Source organism: Limnovirga soli (assembly GCF_013106755.1).
GTDB classification, from domain to species: domain Bacteria; phylum Bacteroidota; class Bacteroidia; order Chitinophagales; family Chitinophagaceae; genus Limnovirga; species Limnovirga soli.
Window position 1 is genome coordinate 1 of the sequence record NZ_WHPF01000025.1, and the last position, 19007, is coordinate 19007.

A 19007-nucleotide genomic window follows, 5' to 3' on the forward strand; every position below is an offset into this window, starting at 1 on the left:
CTGGCCATTAGCCAAACAGCCAATTATCAAATGCCTTAAGCTAACAGCTAAAAGCTAACAGCTGACAGCTACTTCGCTTGTCCAAAAAAGAACCAAAAAAAGACACCCGAAAACGAAACTGCCCGTTTTCGGGAGGGAATATTCATTAAGCTGTGGTGCTACTGTGGTTAATTGCAACAGATTGCTATTCACCAAACAGCCAAAGGCACATGGCCTATAGCCATTAGCTGCTAGCGGTTAGCCAAACAGCCAATCACTGCATCGTCATGCTGAACTTGTTTCAGCATCTCCTGGCAAAACATTCTCCTTGCGTGCCAGAAGCCTTGGATTCGAGTTGAGGATGATGTTAAATTGGGTCTTGGTAAACCTGCCTGATAATTGATTGCATTATTCCTGCTGACCATTGCCCCGAACGCACAAGAGTGCGACGCAAGCGAAGCTGATGGCTTTGTTGTAGCCGGGTACAAAAAAGCGTTTATTTATAGTATGCACATAAAAAGGGGGAACCCCAAAAGAAGTTCCCCGCCAACCTGTAAAATTACAAAAACTAAAGCGACTTTAAGGCCTGAATTCTATCCCATCTTGTTTTGATGCCATCGTTGGCCAGATCTAAGAATTCGTGGGCTTTCTCAGGATAATTGTTTTTAATAGTAGCAAACCTGTTTTCGTGGTACAGGAATTCTTCCAATGGTACGGAAGGATCTTTACTGTCGAGCACAAAACGTTTGCCCTGTTCTTTTAATGGGTTATAGCGGAATAATGGCCAATATCCGGATTTTACTGCCAGATCCTGCTGGTCTAAGCCATGGCACATATCATATCCATGTGCAATACAATGGCTATAGGCAATGATAAGGGAAGGACCCGGATAAGCTTCTGCTTCCAGAATGGTTTTTAGGGCATGCACATCGTTGGCACCCATGGCAATTTCTGCAACAAATGCGGTTCCGTGTGCAATGGCCTGCATGGCCAGGTCTTTCTTGCCGGTGGTTTTACCTTTAATGGAAAACTTAGCACTGGCACCAATAGGAGAGGATTTGGATTTTTGTCCGCCGGTATTGGAATACACTTCTGTATCCAGCACCAGAATATTTATGTTCTCGCCTGTGGAAAGCACATGATCTAGTCCGCTAAAGCCAATATCGTAGGCCCAGCCATCGCCACCAATAATCCACATAGATTTATGTTCGAGGAAGGTGGCAATTTGTAATAGTATCTGTGCTGCTGGTTTTTCTATGGATTTTAAACGGGCTTTTAATTCGGTAACCAATTTGCGCTGCTGAATAATTGCGGCTTCGCTGCCTTCCTCATTATTAAGAATGGCTTCAGCAAGCTCGGTACCTACATCGTCTTTTAATGTTTTTAGGATGGATATGGCATAGGCTCTTTTAGCATCATTAGCTAGTTTTATACCTAAGCCAAACTCTGCATTGTCCTCAAATAATGAGTTTGCCCAGGCTGGCCCAATGCCTTCTTTGTTTTTACTCCAGGGTGTAGTGGGTAAGTTACCGCCAAATATGGAAGAGCAACCGGTGGCGTTGGCTACCGTCATTCTATCGCCAAATAATTGGGTAAGTAATTTAAGGTAAGGTGTTTCGCCACAACCGCTGCAAGCACCGGAGAATTCGAATAAGGGTTCCAGTAACTGAGAACCTTTTACGGTATTACGGTTCACTCTTTCCCGGTCTAAATCAGGCAGGGCGATAAAGTAATCCCAGTTTTCTTTTTCGGTTTCTTTTAGCGGCATTACATCGAACATATTAATGGCTTTGTGGCCGGGTTCGGTTTTGCTTTCTATGGGGCAAACTTCTACGCAAAGGTTACAACCAGTGCAATCCTCTACTGATACCTGCAGGGTATAAGACTCCGTATCTTTAAAGAACTCTTTACCAATTGGGGCTGTATGTTTAAAGAAACCGGGCGCATCGGCCAGCAGATCGTTGTTATACACTTTTGGCCTGATAGCAGCATGCGGACATACAAAGAAACATTTACCGCACTGAGAACAAAGGCTTGGATCCCAAACGGGTACCTGATCTGCAATATTACGTTTTTCGTATTTGGTGGTACCAGATGGATAAGTACCATCTGCAGGGAAGGCGCTTACCGGTAAATCATCGCCTTCACCGGCAATAATGCGGGAAAGTACCTGTTGTACAAATTCCGGTGCATTACCAGAAATAGCGGGTTCAATGGCTTTGTTGCCAATGGTGAAATTGGTATAGTCGATTAAAGAAAGGTTTTCAAGGGTTTTATCTACCGCATCAAAATTTTTCTTTACAACTTCTTCCCCTTTACGACCATAGGTTTTTTTAATGGCCCCTTTAATATAATTGATGGCTTCTTCTTTTGGAATTACATTGGAAATAGCAAAGAAGCAGGTTTGTAAAATGGAATTAATACGTGAACCCATGCCGGTTTCTTTGGCTACTTTAGATGCGTTGATGGCATAAAGCTTTAATTGCTTCTCCTTTATTTCTTCCTGAATTTTTTGTGGCAGGTTATACCAAACTTCCTCAGTAGGGTAAGGGGTATTTAAAAGGAAGGTAGCTCCATGCTCCACATCTTTTAGGATATCATATTTTTCCAGGTAATGAAAGTGATGACAGGCAACAAAATTGGCGGCATTTACCAGATAGGTGGATTGTACCTGTTTTTCGCTAAAACGTAAGTGCGATACGGTTAATGAGCCAGATTTTTTTGAGTCGTACACAAAATAACCCTGTACATGGTAATTGGTAACATCGCCAATAATTTTAATGGTATTCTTGTTGGCACTTACGGTACCATCTGCACCTAAGCCAAAGAATAAACCACGGAAAAGGTGTTGGCTTTCCAGGTTAAAGGTTTTATCATATGTAAGGCTGGTATGGGTAACATCATCTTCAATACCCACGGTGAAACTTTTTAGCGGTTTGTCTTTTTTCAGTTCATTAAACACGGCCATCACCATGGCTGGGTTAAATTCTTTGGAAGCCAAACCATAACGGCCGCCAATAACACTTGGCATTGCATGATCCCAACCCGAATGTAGTGCATTGATCACATCCATATATAATGGTTCGCCAATGGCGCCTGTTTCTTTACAGCGGTCTAATACAGCAATATGTTTTACTGTTGCAGGTAAGGCATTAATAAAGTGTTTTACTGAGAATGGCCTATACAGGTGTACATTCAGGTAACCGGTTTTTTCGCCTTTGCTGTTTAAATAATCTACTGTTTCGTGTACAGTACCAGAACCAGATCCCATGATGATAATGATATTCTCTGCTTCGGGATGGCCATAATATTCAAACAGTTTATAGGCACGGCCGGTAAGTTGTTTAAATTGTTCCATGGCTGCTTCTACATAACCAGGTACATCCCAATGGTATTGGTTACAGGCTTCACGGCTTTGAAAATACACATCGGGGTTTTGGGCGGTACCGCGTATAAAAGGATTATCGGGGTTAAGTGCACGGCTGCGGTGGCGGGCCACTGCATCTGTATTAATCATGGCCGTAATCACCTCATCAGACAAAATTTCTACTTCATTTAATTCGTGCGAAGTACGGAAGCCATCGAATATATTTAAGAATGGGATACTGGCATTTAAGGTGGCTGAGGTTGCTATAAGGGCCATATCGTGTGCCTGTTGCGGACTATTGCCAAACAACATGGCAAAACCTGTAGATCTTACTGCCATTACATCACTATGGTCTCCAAAAATGGAAAGTGCGTGTGTAGCCAGTGAACGGGCGGCAATATGAAACACTGTTGGGGTTAACTCACCTGCAATTTTGTACATGTTGGGTATCATTAATAATAACCCTTGTGAGCAGGTAAAGGTAGATGCCAGGGCACCACCCTGTAATGCACCGTGTATAGCACCGGCAGCGCCGGCTTCACTTTGCATTTCTATAATTTTTGGTACCTCACCAAAAATATTGGTTTTGTTGTCGCTGCTCCATTCATCTGCAAATTCGCCCATGGCCGAAGATGGTGTAATGGGATAAATAGCACATACTTCACTGGTTTTATAAGCAATGTATACGGCGGCTTCGTTGCCATCCATAATTGCGGCAGTGTTTTTTGTTTTTACAGTAGCATTTTCGGTGGGGAGTGTTGCGTTTGCAGTTTCCATAATACAGGTTTTATGAAATATTTGATAACGCAAATTGCAATCTTATATAACTAAAAAACCTGATGAATATCAGTTTGTAAGATGATTTAGGCACTAAAACTTTATATAAATAGGCTGCTAACTATTTTATATTTTGGGGCAGTTGGCAGGAAATAAGGGTGCAGCTGTAGTTGCGGCTATCCGTTACTACTCCGCCACAGCCCAAACGCACAGACCTTCAGCGGGGTATTCACTGCTATCCGCCTGCCTTTGAGCTGTAGTAATACTATGGTGCAATTTTTTGCTCAATAGCGAACAGAACCCTGCAGTGTGCGACGCAACCGGGCTTCATAATTAATCAAAAGCCTGGTACATATAGGCTGTTTACTTTTTTGCCTTTATACCAATTGATGCAGTTGGGCATATTGCAATAACATAATGGTTTTGCCATCTTTAATTTCTCCGGTACTAATCATGTGCAGGGCGGATTGCAGGGGCAGTTCAAGCACTTCAATATTTTCCTGCTCATGCTCAATCCCGCCACCGTCGTGTACTTTCATATTTTTGGTGTAGGCAGCTACAAAAAAGTATAAGATTTCGGTAACAGAGCCGGGCGACATATACGCTTCAAACACTTTTTGTACCTGGGTTATTTTATAACCTGTTTCTTCTTCGGTTTCGCGTTTTATGCAATCTTCGGGATTGTCTTTATCCAATAAACCTGCACAGGCTTCTATAAGCATGCCTGTTGGGTTACCATTAATAAAAGTAGGCATTCTAAACTGGCGGGTAAGTATTACTGTTTTTTGTTCTGAATTGTACAGCAGTATGGTGGCACCATTGCCCCTGTCGTAGGCTTCGCGGCTTTGGGTTTGCCAGCTGCCATCAGGCATTAAATATTGATAGGTTATTTTTTTAAGGGTATACCAGTTATTGGAAAGAATTTCGGTGTTTTGAATCTTTACGTGTGTTTGCATGTTGGCATTTTACACGTAAAGATTCAATATTAGCACCGGATGGAATGTACCATTTATCAAAAAAATGGCAATTGACTTTATATAAGGTTAATCCTCTTCAAAAAAATATCCAAAATCATCGCCTATGATAATGAATACTTCATAGTATCCATCATCCTTTTGCATAATGCCCACACCCAGCTGCATGGTGCTATATCCGCTAATAGAAGACGGTACTGCAAACTTGCTGATGGTTTTTTCGGCGCCTTCGGTGGCACTTTCTATACTACCTTCCAGAAGTACTGGAGCAACCCCTTTTTGTAAGTTAAGTTTTGCTGCTTTTACCTGTTTGCAAAGTTCATCATATTTGGCTTTGGCTTTTGTAAAATCTGTTGTTGATGTATAAGTAGCCAGGTAATAAGTGGAGTAATCGTAATCGTCAAAAATATAATCGCCAGTGCTGCCGGGGAAATGATAATTACTGGAATAAGCAACATCCACATCTTCCCAATCAAGATCATAATTTTCTTTCCCCTCAATGGCAGAAAAATAATTATTATAAAATTTTATGGCATTGGTTAAAGCGTCTGAGAGTGAGGCTGGCTTTAAATTTATATTTTCACCTGTAGCAGAAGTTAGGCTGGTAAGGGTTTGTAGGCTACCATCATCCCAAGTGCCTTTTATGCAAATACCGTCGGTGCCAATTTTATAGCCCTGGCCTGTAAACAAGCCTTTTTTATAATCACCATAATAAATAACGCCACTGGCATTTACAAAAAAAGCTTTACCGGTAAATTCGCCGCCATTGCTTGCTGCACCCTGGTAAACTGTTTTCTTTTCTATGTTAATACTAAGGCTATTTGGGCCGGTTAAAAAGTCTTTTTCATAGGTGCCTTCATCAAAGTATTTGCCCACTTTTAAAAGGCAAGCTTGTCCATAAGCCCCATCTGTATTAATGTTGCCAATAAACCTGGTTGAATCGTCTCTAACGATAATGCCGCTTTTTATAAAGCCATCATTATAGCGTCCAAAATATCTTTTCTTAAGGGAGTAATCGTAAGCAAAAGAGGTATCATCCAGCAGGTTTTTGCTGTTGGTGACAGCCATTAGTAAATGGGCATCAGTTTTTTCTGCAATAAATTTGGGGTGTTTTAAAAAACTATTATAACTGGCAGTGCCACTGCTTTGCCATTCGCCATTTTTCCATGTGCCTTCAAATAATTTCTTGCTTCCAAACTCATACTGGTAACCACTGCCATTTTTTTTGCCGGCTACATATATGTTGTCATTAAGGGTTTTAAAATCAGATGGTATATAAATGCAACGGCCATCGTATTCATCGGCTTTCATGTTGCCCACCAAAATACCATTATTACCATATACATATTTGGCGCTACCTTCTTTTTTGCCATCTAAAAAACCGCCAACAAACAAATCGCCGCTTTTATTTAAATGTGCACCAGGGCCATCCTGTTTGCCATTTTTCCAGTTGCCACTTAAGAAACTGCCATCTTTATAGAGTAAAACGCCTTTACCATTGTACTGGCCGTTTAAAAAGCTACCTGCATAATACAATACATAATCGTTACTATAAATGGCTACACCCATACCGTTGGGTTGTTTGTTTTTTATTTCTCCGGTGTAGGTAAAGCTTTCTCCCCAGGCATCTTTTAATTTTTCAATTTTACCGGTTGTTACTAACTGGGCTTTGCAAAAAACGGTTATTAGTAACAGTGAAAGCAGCAGATATTGTTTCATATTATACTATTTACTGTGTTTATAAAATTATTAATAGGCAAATTTGTTTAAAATATGCTGTTTTGCAAATACCCATTGACAGGTATATTTTGAAGTGGATGGGCCGTTTTATAGGGAAATGTAGGCGTTTTACAGCAGTTGCCTGCATAGGATTATATTGTTGGGATGCCAGGCTTGGCACGTACCTGCTGCCTGATGTGATGGCGTACAAGTGAGTGACACAAGGATGCTAAATAGATATCCTATTGCCTGAACACAAATAATTCAAAAAAAATAACCCGTTTCTATTGTGTGGCTTATTTAATGAGTTTTAATACCTTTTGTTTGGTAATAATATTGCCTTCGCTATCGGAAAGCTTTATAAAATACATGCCTGATGCCAGATTGATAAATGGCAGTCTGATGGTTTGAGTGCCTGTGCCTAATGCATCTTTTTGCGTAAGCAATAATTGTCCCATCATGTTAAATACCTGACTTTGGTATTCACCGGCAGCAACTACATTAAAATTGATGTTTAATTTATCGTACACCGGATTGGGAAAAATATTAAATGCCCCTGCAGAATTGGATAAAAGCAACACATTGGAATATTCTACCGTACTATTGGTATTGGTAATTTTTATACGGTAGTAGTTATTGCCCGAAAGCGGGGATGCATCAGCATAATTATAGGTGCCAATTATGTTGGTATTAAGGCTAATACTGCTTAATTGATTATATACAATATTGTCTGCACTTCTTTCAATATCCAGGCTTTGAATAGTACCAGCCTTCGCAACAGCCACTGATAATTCATTATTCGGCGTTACAAACTGGCCTGTTAAAGTTACTGCAGCCGGGTTGGCAGGTAAACCATTGATGGTAGCAACAAAGCTGGCTTTGGTATTTCGTAATCCATCGAAGTATAAAACATAATTGTGGTTGGCCTGCAAGCCGGTAATATCAGCTATTGGCCCATTGGTAGTAAATATTACACAGGCAATGGGTGCCGGAAAATTTTGGCCATCTGGGCAGGTATTTAAATCGTATACTGATACCCGAACACCCTGACCTGTACAAGCAGCTTGAGATGCCGGTGTGGTGGTATAGCCTGAAATATATAGAGATAGCTTATTTGTGCCAGCTGCCGTGCGATAAACATACCAGCCATTATTGGTTACTGAAGTGCCATTGCCGGTACAGTTTACTGCGGTAAACTGTGGGTCTTTATTTAGATTACTGGTGGCATGTGCCAAATCGAATATTACCGAAGTGCCATCAGGTGTAGCCGCAGTAGGGAATGTAAGCGGACATTCATCATTTGGAATGGTAATATAATTCAGGGGCGTCATTTCTGAGGCGAATAAACCCGTACAAACACCATAATCTGCATTTAATTGCTGGCAGGCATATAAACCTCCTGTGTAGGCCGAATTATCCAATGAACGCCTGGTAACATAGTTTACTATCTGGTAATGCATTAGCTTGGCTGCATTTACATTTGGTACAGTATTGCCTTCGTAGGTATCATTAATATGGCCCAGGTTAATAGCATGTCCCAGTTCGTGCAGGATGGTAGTTTCCAGGTCAATATCATTATTGGCAGGAAAACAGGGGCCTGTTGTAAAACTGGTATTGCCAACTGAAACCCCGGGATTTCTTATGACTACATCAAACTCTGATTTTTGAGAAGCGTATACCACATTGCCAATTACACAGCCCAGAAATTTATTGTAAGTAGTGGCCAATACACCTGCCTGTAAAGGAAGGTTACCCGTGTTGGCATTATCGAACATAATTACATTTTTATCGTCACTGGTTCTTACCTGTTGTAAGGTAGTAGTACCACCTTCGGTGAAGTTTACACCTACTTGCTCTTTCCATGTATTAAGTGCCCGTGCAAAGGTTTCTTTCTCGGTTGAAGTAAAAAAGTTTTTTCCACCACCTGCTGTATTGGTACTATATAAAATGGTATAGCCGCCGGCATTATTGGTATTCACCATTCTTGTTTCTGCAAATACGCTGTCGTAGCCACCTAAGTTTAAAAAGGTAGCATTTAAAATAGCATAAGATACTATTAGCGGACTGGCGGCAAATTCAACTGATCCATTACTGGTAACTACGCCAAAATTACCTGTGGCCGCCCTTGCAGGTACTTTTACTACTATTTTGGTATCCGTCCATGAAATAACATAAAAGGATTTATAGGGAACTGTAAAAAACAAATCAATATTGGCGTTTGATGGGCTGCCATCTGTAAAACGTATACCTGCCGAGCCAGAAGGGGTACTGCCAAAACCACTGCCGTTAATGGTAAGCACATTGTTGGCCGCATCCAGCAATGCACCAGCATGCACCGTGGAAGGTGCAAAAGAAGAAATGGTAGCCTGCGCACCTGCCGGGCCCTGTACCACCTGATTGGCTTTACTTATGGCGGCTGAAATATTAAAAGATGGGTTGATTAATTTATAGGTTCCACCGCATTTTTTTTCAATCTCGGTGTAAAGGCCGGCCTCAATGTTTTTATAATTGGCAAATGGGGCATAGGCTTCGTCTTTTTGCAAATCATATCTTAAAAAGCCCTGGTCGCTACTGTATACGTCAAATAAAATGGCATTAGTAAAGGGAGACCGTATATTAATGCGGTTTGGTTCGCAAAAGAAAATGCCTGTTTGGCTATTCTCTAATTGCAATAAATCGCTGGCTTCAACATATTCCAATCCCACAGATCCGCCCTGTGTAATTATTTCAATGGTTTTAGGTACAGTGTTGCCTTTAAATAATTTATATACTTCAACCCTATTTGAGGTATAAATCATGGTATGTGCCTGATTCCAGAAACTTTTACGGTTAATAACCCGTCCTTCCACAATTAGTGGTGCATTGGTTATTTTTTCGTCAAGGTCTACTTTAATCAATTGCCCGGTTGATTTTGTTTGGGTGCAGAGTAATAAACCAAATATGATGAACCGGTAAAGCATGTTTTTCATGACAACTATTTAAATAAAACTATTTTAAATTAAAAGTACCATTTCAAGGGCAGAATAAAAAAGGCTGCCTAATAAAGACAGCCATTTAAAATTTCTTTCACAAATAAATTACCATTTATCTACTTCTTCCGAGTGTGTAGTATTAATATTATCGCTGGCTACCGGTGTAGCAATTTCTTCCTCAATGCTGGTAGTTGCCACTGCTTCAGGTGCAGTTTCTTCTACGGCGCCACCTTCTTCGTTGCCTTCAGGGTATTCATGGTTAAAAGCATCAAAATCAAAATCGGGCATTAAATCGGTTTTTACATAATCAACCGCTTCGCCAAGTGCTTTTACAAACTTGTTGAAATCTTCTTTATATAAAAATATCTTATGTCTGTCGTAGCCATCATCATTAAAACGTTTACGGCTTTCAGTTATGGTTAGAAAATAATCATTACCACGAGTGGCCCTAACATCAAAAAAGTAAGTTCTTCTTTTTCCCGCTCTAATGCGTTTGCTATAAACGCTCTCCATTTTCTTGTCGTTATTTTCGTAAGCCACTGTTCAAAATGATTTTGGTTAACCAATCTTTTAATGTCGCAAATATAGTACTGTTTTCAAATTGCCAAAATTTTAAACAATCATTTCATGTTTTTTCTAAAATTCTATGCCAATAAATGATTTTAGCTGCATAAACAGGCGAATTTTCAACCTGTTTTTTGTAAAAATGTATTATTAGCCGGGCAATAAAATGTATGGCATCGCCGCTTGCGTCGCACTCTTGTACTTTCTAAAATATGGCGGCTTTAAAACCAGGGTTGGATATATAAATTATACTGATATGGTTAATGATAATTGAGTTTTTCATAAAAAACCATGTATTTATGCAGCATTATCCTGGCTCATTTGCATTTGATAGAGTTCTGCATAATACCCTTTTAATGCCATAAGTTCGGCATGTGTTCCCTGTTCAATAATAGTGCCTTCGTCAATAATTACTATCTGATCAAAGTTTAGCACTGTAAAAATGCGATGGGTAATTAAAATGGCTGTTTTATTTTCCATCACCTTGTACAGGTTATTTATAATCAGGTGCTCTGTTTTGGCATCAACGGCGCTAAGGCAATCGTCAAAAACCATTATACGGGGCTGTTTAATAAGTGCCCTTGCAATGGATAGCCGTTGTTTTTGTCCGCCGCTAAGTGTAACCCCGCGTTCACCCACCATGGTTTCATAGCCGTTTGGCAAATCTGATAATTCCTGGTGAATGCCAGCCATGGTAGCTGCATGGGTGATGGTATTCATATCAGCAATGTGCGGTAAACCAAAACTGATATTACCGGCAACCGTATCACTGAATAAAAAAACATCCTGCGGCACGTAACTGATATTGTTGCGTAAGTTGTGTAAGGGAATATTACGCAAGTCTTTGCCGTTAATGGTAATATTGCCTTCATTTGCATCAAAAAAACGTAGCAGCAATTGCGCCATGGTTGATTTACCACTTCCGGTGCGCCCCAATACCAATATTTTTTGTCCTTCTTTAATGGTAAGGTTAAAATGTTTTAGTGCCTGAATGCCGGTGTGCTGGTAGGTAAACGATACATTATTAAATGCAATATCACCATTCAATTGCTGTGTGTCGGCGGCTGTGGGGGCCGGACTTTGTATATTGGGTGTAGTTTGTAAAAATTCGTTTAATCTTTTTTGCGATGCTGCGGCCCTTTGCACCATGCTGGCAACAGAACCAATAGCAGTTACCGGGAAAGAAAGCATATTTATATAAATAACAAACTCTACAATAATGCCAATTTTATCAGGGTGTTCCAAAGCCATATTGCCACCAATTAAAATGGTAAGCAAGGTACTTAGGCCCACCATTAGCGTCATGCTTGGGAAATAAATCGCTTCCGTTTTGGCAAGACCAATGGCATTTTTACGATAGGTTTCGCTGTTGGCTTTAAAAAAATAAAGCATTGCTTTTTCCTGAACAAAAGATTTAATTACGCGAATGCCTGAATATGACTCCTGTGCATTGGTAGTTAGATCGGATAAAGCGCCTTGTACCTGTTCGCTTTTTTTATGGATTAGCGTATTTACGAAATAAATGGTAATAGCCAGAATAGGTAAGGGGGCTAATACCATCATGCTTAAATAAACATCTTTTCGCAGCATATTTACCACGCAAAATGCAATTAAGGAAACCAGGTTTACAAAATACATTACCGCCGGGCCTGTGTACATGCGCACCCGGCTGATATCCTCGGATATGCGGTTCATTAGGTCGCCGGTACGATTAACTTTATAAAATCCTGCATCCAGTTGCTGATAGTGATTGTACACTTCGTTTTTCATGTCAAATTCTATGAGCCGGCTCATTACAATAAGCGTTTGGCGCATCATAAACATAAAAAGCCCTCTTAATAAGGCCAGCAATAAAATGGTAAGACTACATACCAATACCACCTGAGTGAAATTTAATTTTTCTACCCAGGCCACAAAGAAATTAACGGTACTATTATAGGTGGTTTTATTATTAACCTGCGCAGCACCGGGTAAATGTTGCTGAACTTTATTAACAATGTAGCCGGTAATTTCCGGAGCCAAAACACCAAAATAATTGGAGGCTATAACAAAAAAAGCGCCTATTAGTAAGCGTTTGCGGTATTTCCAGAAATATTTATTTGCGGCCGAAAGGTGTTTCAATCAAGAAAAATTTTAGCAAAAATACCGGTATTGCATTTAATTTTTTTGGAAGATAACATTCGGCACTATTATTTTGCACCCGGAGAGTTGGCAGAGCGGTCGATTGCGGCAGTCTTGAAAACTGTTGACTGTAACAGGTCCTGGGGTTCGAATCCCTAACTCTCCGCTTAAAAAAAGTCTTTGTAAACATGATGTTTTCAAAGACTTTTTTGTTTAAGGTTCCGTGTATTAAATAATCACCTTTTGAAGTTTTTATTAATTATTCTGCTAAAAACATGCTGCTACAGTATTAAACTGTTTTTTACCCCAGGATTTGTTGATTGATGTTACCTGACGTACAAGAGTGCGACGCAAGTAAAGCTGATATATATGTAATTGTTTGGCTACCAATATTTACTACTTATATCTTGCTTAAGTTTTTATTCTGCCTGTTAAAATACCAGTTTAACTAATAATATTGCCGATTCAACCCCAAACGAAGTTTATAAAATGGTTGTATAGTTACATTTAACCCCACCAGAATGACTAATTACAGAGACTTATTGCTTTATTGGGCTTTTGGCCAACATATTCTATTTTTTGTACATGAGAAATTTTAAGGGCCATACATTTTTTCTTTCGCTGCTGCTATTATTGCTACAATTTACTTTAACGGTTAGGGTAATTGCCCAAACTAATTTGGGGCCGGCTACGGCTAACGCACAGTTAAAAACCATCAATAAGTTAGCCGCTGCAAATAATGATGTATTCGGTACACAGGCATCTTTTATTGAAAATGTTGGTCAATATGGCGATGGGCCAGCGGCCTATCAGTATATGGGGCCGATAGAGTTTGGATTTCAGGGTTTTGCCATGCCAGTTTTTTTTACAAAAAAGGGGATTTTTTTTCTGGAGCAGGAGCAGGAGGCAATGACTGAAAAGGAAAGGGATAAACTGGAAAAACGTGAAGATGAAGGTGATAAGGAAGAAGAGGAAAAAAGCAAAAAGGTGAGTGTGGCCACCATGCAATGGCTAAACGCAAACCCTGATGTACAAATTATAGCAGAAGATGTTTCAAAGTCCTATTTTTCGTTTGGTACTTTAAAAAACAAAGCCAGGGCCTACAAAAGAATTACCTACAAGGAGCTTTATCCCGGTGTTGATATTACCTTTTATTTTGATAAAACAGGTAAAACAGGTTTTGAGTATAATATAACTTTACATCCTGGTGCCAATTTAAGTAATGTGAAAATGCTTTTTGGCGGGGATATTAAAAAGCTAAAATCACTATCGAATGGTGATTTGAAAATGTTAACTGAGGTGGGTGGCTTTCAGCAATCGCAGCCGATAAGTTTTTACGAGGGAGATAGCACACATAAAATTAAATTTAGTTTTCGCAGGGAAAATAATGTAGTAGGCTTTTATAGCAAGGAATTGTATGATACCACCAAAACTATTGTTATAGACCCTTTTGTAAGTTCTACGTCCAATTTGGTGGGTTTAAACACCGGTAAGGCAAAGGATATTGATTTTGATTATGCGGGTAATTTGTATGTTTCCGGCGGTGGTGATGGTGGTACCAATCATATGATTGCAAAATATGATGCCAATGGTGTTTTGCAATGGTCTTTTTCCGGCATTTTAACCAATCCAAGCTGGCAGTTTGGTACCTATTATGGTGGTTGGGTAGTAGAGAAAAATACGGGTTCTATTTATTTGGGGCAGGGATTTGAATATTTAAATGGTTTTAGTATTATCCGGTTAACTACTGCTGGTATTTATGATAATTATATTACTACTGCCAACCCTAATTTCAGGGAAGACTGGAAGATGTACTGGAGTTGTAATAATGGTTCGCCACAGATATTAATTGCCGGTGGGGGAACCAATTCAAATACAAATTTTGGTATTTGTACTCCACCATCTACCACTATTAGTGCATTGAATATAACAGGTATCCCCTATACAGGAGTTGATGGTTGGGCGCAGGATATTTCTGATATTGTAATAGACCCGGTTACCAATGATATGTATACCATATATGGATCATTGTATGGAACACCGGCCCTTAGTAATAAGATATTTAAAAATACTGCGCCTTATAGTGCAGGTTCTATAGGCTGGAGTTTATATTCTGGTTTTGTTGCTATACAGGAAATTGCTAACCGTCCTTTTTTGGCGGGGAGTAATATTGACAATTCAAGCAATGTACTTGCAGTAAATTCATCATATTTTTTTTATTGGGATGGCAAAAACCTGAAGGCCTTTGATAAACTTACAGGAAATACGGTTGGTACACCACTAACAATACCAGCGAATATAAATTTAATGAGTGGTGGTATTATAGCAGATGAGTGTAATAATATTTTTGTTGGATCTACAAAAGGAACAATTAAAGTATACAAATTTAACGGGGCTACTTTTGATGATGGGGCAGCCAATGATATTAATGTACCAGGTTACAGCAACAGTTCTGTATATGATCTTGCATACAATGAATCTCAGAAACTAATTTATGCAAGTGGTGATGGTTTTATAGGTGCATTTGATGTATCTTCTTATGGGTGTATAAGTACCTCATATACATTAAGTGTAAATGCCAATTGTGGTACCGGCACTGCCTCAGTAAATATTAGTCCGGCCCCGCCCGTTGGTTCTACAATAACTTATGTTTTGTATGATGGGAATACACAGATTGCCAGTAATTCAACCGGTGTATTTACTGGATTGTCGGCCGGAATAAACTATACGGTTAAAGTATACGTAAATCAAACATGCAGTGGTTCGCTTACTACGATTAGTTTTGTTTTGCCCGGGCCAACCATCTCTGTATCAACTACAGATGCCAGTTGTGGCAATACTACAGGCAGTATTACAGCTAATGGTTCCGGAAGTATTGGCCCATATAGCTATAGTAAAGACGGTGTATCTTTTCAGGGAAGCGGGTTGTTTACTGGTATGGGTGCAGGTGTGTATATCATAACAGTAAAAGACGGAGGTGGTTGTAAAAGTGCAGATACTGTAACAATAAATAATTCAAATGGTCCGGTACTTACCTATACCAAATCAGATGCTACCTGTAGTGGTAATAATGGCACCATCACTGCATCAGCCACCGGAGGGCAGGCGCCTTTGCAGTATAGTATCAATGGTGTTACTTACCAATTGGCTAAGATATTTACAGGTCTTGTAGCTGGTAATTATACTTTGATAGTAAAAGATGCCAATGGCTGTACTAATGCATCAAGTGTTAATATAATTGATTTTCCTTCACCACAGCTAACGGCAACTCCAATTGCTGCTACCTGCGGGAATAGTAATGGTAGCATTACCACCTATGGAACAGGGGGGCGGCAGCCTTTGCAATACAGTATAGATGGTAACAATTTTCAATCAGGGAATTTCTTTGAAAATTTATCTGCTGGTGGTTATACAGTGTATGTGAAGGATGCAAATGGTTGTTTAAAAACATTAAATGTAACAGTAACAAATTCTCCAGTTCCTTCTGTTACTGTTGTTACAACCCCGGCTGCCTGTAATAATTTTAATGGCAGCATTACAGCCACTGGCACAGGTGGTATATCGCCACTTCAGTATAGTATTGATGGTGTTTTTTTTCAGGCGAGCAATGTATTTAGTGGTTTGGCTCCGGGAGTTTATACAGTAACTGTACAGGATATTAATGGATGTAGCAGTAGCATTCAGGCTACTGTTAGTAGTTCAAACGGACCTGTTGCATCTGCTGTTTCAACCCCTGCTACTTGTGTAGGTAATAATGGCACCATAACTGCTTCTGCTACTGGAACAGGCCCATTTCAATATAGTATAAATGGTTTTATTTTTCAGGCAGGGAATTTATTTACTGGGTTAGTTGCCGGAAATTATATTGTTTATGTAAAAGATGTTTTTGGGTGTATAAATACCGCCTCGATTGCTGTAGTCGCAACCTCCGGCCCCCAATTAAGTGCAATAGCTACGCCTGCATCCTGTAATATTAATGACGGAACTATAACAATTACAGGTTCTGGAGGAACCGGCCAATTATCCTATAGCATTGATGGAATAAGTTATCAACCGGGCTATGTTTTTACAGGCCTATCAGAAGGCATTTATACAGTAACGGTAAAAGATGCATTGGGTTGTTATAAGTCAACCACGGTTAACATTCTGAATGCCTCCGGATTATCAGTAACTGCCAGTTCTATATCTACCACTTGTACAGGAGATAATGGAACTGTTACTGCAATTTCCAAAGGCGGGGTGGCGCCAATTCAGTTTAGCATAAATGGCGCAAATTTTCAAAGCAATAATGTTTTTACAGGACTGTTAAGTGGTAATTACACTGTTACTGCAAAAGATGCCAATGGATGTACAGTAGAAACAAAAATTACTGTTGGTGCTATATCATCTGCCAATATAAGTGTAACTAAAACAAATGCAAATTGTAATAATAATAATGGAACCATAAATGCAACGGCCACAGGAGGTGTTGTCCCTTATCAATTTAGTATAGATGGTGTCAATTTTCAGAGTAGTGGGAGTTTTATAAATGTTACCCCGTCAACCTATTCCGTTACAGTAAAAGATGCCAATGGATGTATAAATTCAACCTCGGCTACCATTGTAAATGTAGGTAATGGTCCGGCCCCTCAAATCGTTGTTAAAAAAATTGATCCTTCATTTTGCGGTAACAATGAGGGGCGTATTCAGGTAACAGCCAATGGAGGGACGGGCTCGCTTGATTTTAGCATTGATGGTGTGAATTTTCAGGGAAGTGGTACATTTAATAAACTTCCTCCAGGTGATTATGTAGTTACAGTAAGGGATGCAAATGGTTGTACAAGTTCGAAAGTTGTTACTGTTCCTGATATTGGTGCACCCACACTTACTGCCACTTCAACATCTACACCTTGTGGTACGAGCAATGGTAGTATAACTGCAGTAGGTAGTGGTGGTACAAAGCCATATAAGTATAATATTAATGGTGGTATTTTACAAGCGAGCGGCACATTTAATGGACTTTCAGCTGGTACATATATTATTGGAATTAAGGATGCGGAAGGATGTACTACATTTATTTCGGTAACAGTTTTAAATACGGGCGGACCAACAGTCTCAGCCTCAAAAACAGATGGCACTTGTGGTTTAAGTAATGGTACAATAACAGCTGTTGGTACAGGAGGTTCTGGCACTTTGTCGTTTAATATTAATGGAGGGCTTTACCAGCAAAGTGGATTGTTTACCGGGCTATCTGCAGGTACTTATTCAGTAACAGTTAAAGATGTAACTGGATGTACAAGTGGTGTTTCAGTAGTTATCAATAACCCTGGAGCTCCAATATTTACATTAAATGCAACAGCCGCTTCGTGTAATACAAATAATGGAAAAATTACAATTCTTGCATCAGGTGGTAAAGCACCTCTCAGGTACAGTATTGATGGTACTATTTTCCAAAGTATAAACTTTTTTGATAACCTTGCCCCAGGTGTTTATACTATTACAGTGTTGGATGCAGCTGGTTGTTCGGATAACGCTACAATCACAGTTGGAAAGGCAGCGTTGCCTAAGGTCTCTGCTTTTACTATTAACGCTTCCTGTGGAGGAAGCGATGGAACCATAGTTGCCAATGGTGCCAATGGTGTACAACCCTATCAATATGCAGTAGATGGCTTGGTTTTTCAAACCAGTAATACCTTTATTGGACTATCTGCCGGTTTTTACAATATTACAGTAAAAGATGCGAATGGGTGTATCAATACAACCGGTATTGCTTTAGCGAATACTGCAGCTCCTTTACTTTCTATAAACGCAACTTCTGCCACTTGTGATAATAGTAATGGGGTTATTACTGCATCAGGTTCAGGTGGCACTGCTCCCCTCCAGTTTAGTATTGATGGAATAAATTTTCAAGGTTCTAATACATTTTCTTCACTCTCCTCCGGTTTATATACGATTACAGAAAAGGATGCAAATGGATGTATAAATAGTAAATCAATTTTGGTGGGAAATTTAAATGGCCCACAACAATTAACTGCTAAAGTGGTTAGCGCTTCATGTGAAAGTGCAAATGGTAGTATTATTGCTGCAACTCAAGGTGGAACCTTGCCGCTTCAATATAGTATTGATGGATCGAACTTTCAAAGTAGTAATACTTTTTCAGGGATATTAGCGGGGTCTTATACTTTAATAGTTAAGGATGCCAATGGATGTACAAAATCTTTAAATTTAGTTGTAACTAATTTGGTTGGACCTTCAGTTATAGTAAATAATGCAACCACTTCCTGTAGTACGCCTGATGCAGTGTTATTTGCAACAGCAACCGGTGGCACAGCACCATTACAATACAGCATCGATGGAACTACCTACCAGGCTGGCAATGTGTTTAGCGGAGTAGGTGCAGGCACCTATACCGTAAGTGTAAAAGATGCCAATGGCTGTATCGGTACAACAACCGTCACCGTAAGCAATAGTGGAGCTGCAACGGTAACAGCAGGCAGTATAACAGCCAGTTGTGGCAATAGCAATGGCAGCATTACAGCAATAGCAACGGGTGGC

The 19007-nt window shown here is 39.7% G+C and carries 7 protein-coding genes and 1 tRNA gene; 2 read left to right on the forward strand and 6 right to left on the reverse strand.

Translation table 11 applies throughout. The annotated features are described in order from the left end of the window. Nucleotides 1-547: 547 nt before the first annotated feature. The 6 genes from nifJ to GD597_RS21445 all read right to left on the reverse strand — a co-directional run bounded on the left by nifJ (nt 548) and on the right by GD597_RS21445 (nt 12473). Entirely contained in the window at nt 548-4123 is a 3576-nt protein-coding gene (nifJ, locus tag GD597_RS21420) for a pyruvate:ferredoxin (flavodoxin) oxidoreductase (RefSeq protein WP_216368652.1), read from the reverse strand. Nucleotides 4124-4500: 377 nt separating this feature from the next. After that, entirely contained in the window at nt 4501-5079 is a 579-nt protein-coding gene (gene nudK / locus GD597_RS21425) for a GDP-mannose pyrophosphatase NudK (RefSeq protein WP_171609973.1), read from the reverse strand. 87 nt (nt 5080-5166) lie between these two features. Further along, a complete protein-coding gene (locus GD597_RS21430; protein WP_171609974.1) occupies nt 5167-6816 on the reverse strand; it encodes an MORN repeat-containing protein in 1650 nt (549 codons plus the stop codon). 296 nt (nt 6817-7112) lie between these two features. After that, nucleotides 7113-9785, reverse strand: coding sequence for a T9SS type A sorting domain-containing protein (locus GD597_RS21435; RefSeq protein ID WP_171609975.1), 2673 nt, complete (start codon nt 9783-9785; stop codon nt 7113-7115). 108 nt (nt 9786-9893) lie between these two features. Next, the gene (locus GD597_RS21440; protein WP_171609976.1) at nt 9894-10328 is read right to left on the reverse strand and encodes a DUF3276 family protein; all 435 of its coding nucleotides are present in this window, start codon (nt 10326-10328) and stop codon (nt 9894-9896) included. 321 nt (nt 10329-10649) lie between these two features. Continuing rightward, entirely contained in the window at nt 10650-12473 is a 1824-nt protein-coding gene (locus GD597_RS21445) for an ABC transporter ATP-binding protein (RefSeq protein ID WP_171609977.1), read from the reverse strand. Between the two features lie 81 nt (nt 12474-12554). Between GD597_RS21445 and GD597_RS21450 the strand changes: the two genes are divergently transcribed. Both GD597_RS21450 and GD597_RS21455 read left to right on the forward strand, forming a co-directional pair. Next, nucleotides 12555-12639: transfer RNA gene (locus tag GD597_RS21450), tRNA-Ser, on the forward strand. Nucleotides 12640-13058: 419 nt separating this feature from the next. Next, nucleotides 13059-19007: beta strand repeat-containing protein (locus GD597_RS21455; RefSeq protein WP_216368653.1), on the forward strand; the 5949-nt coding region annotated here is incomplete at its 3' end.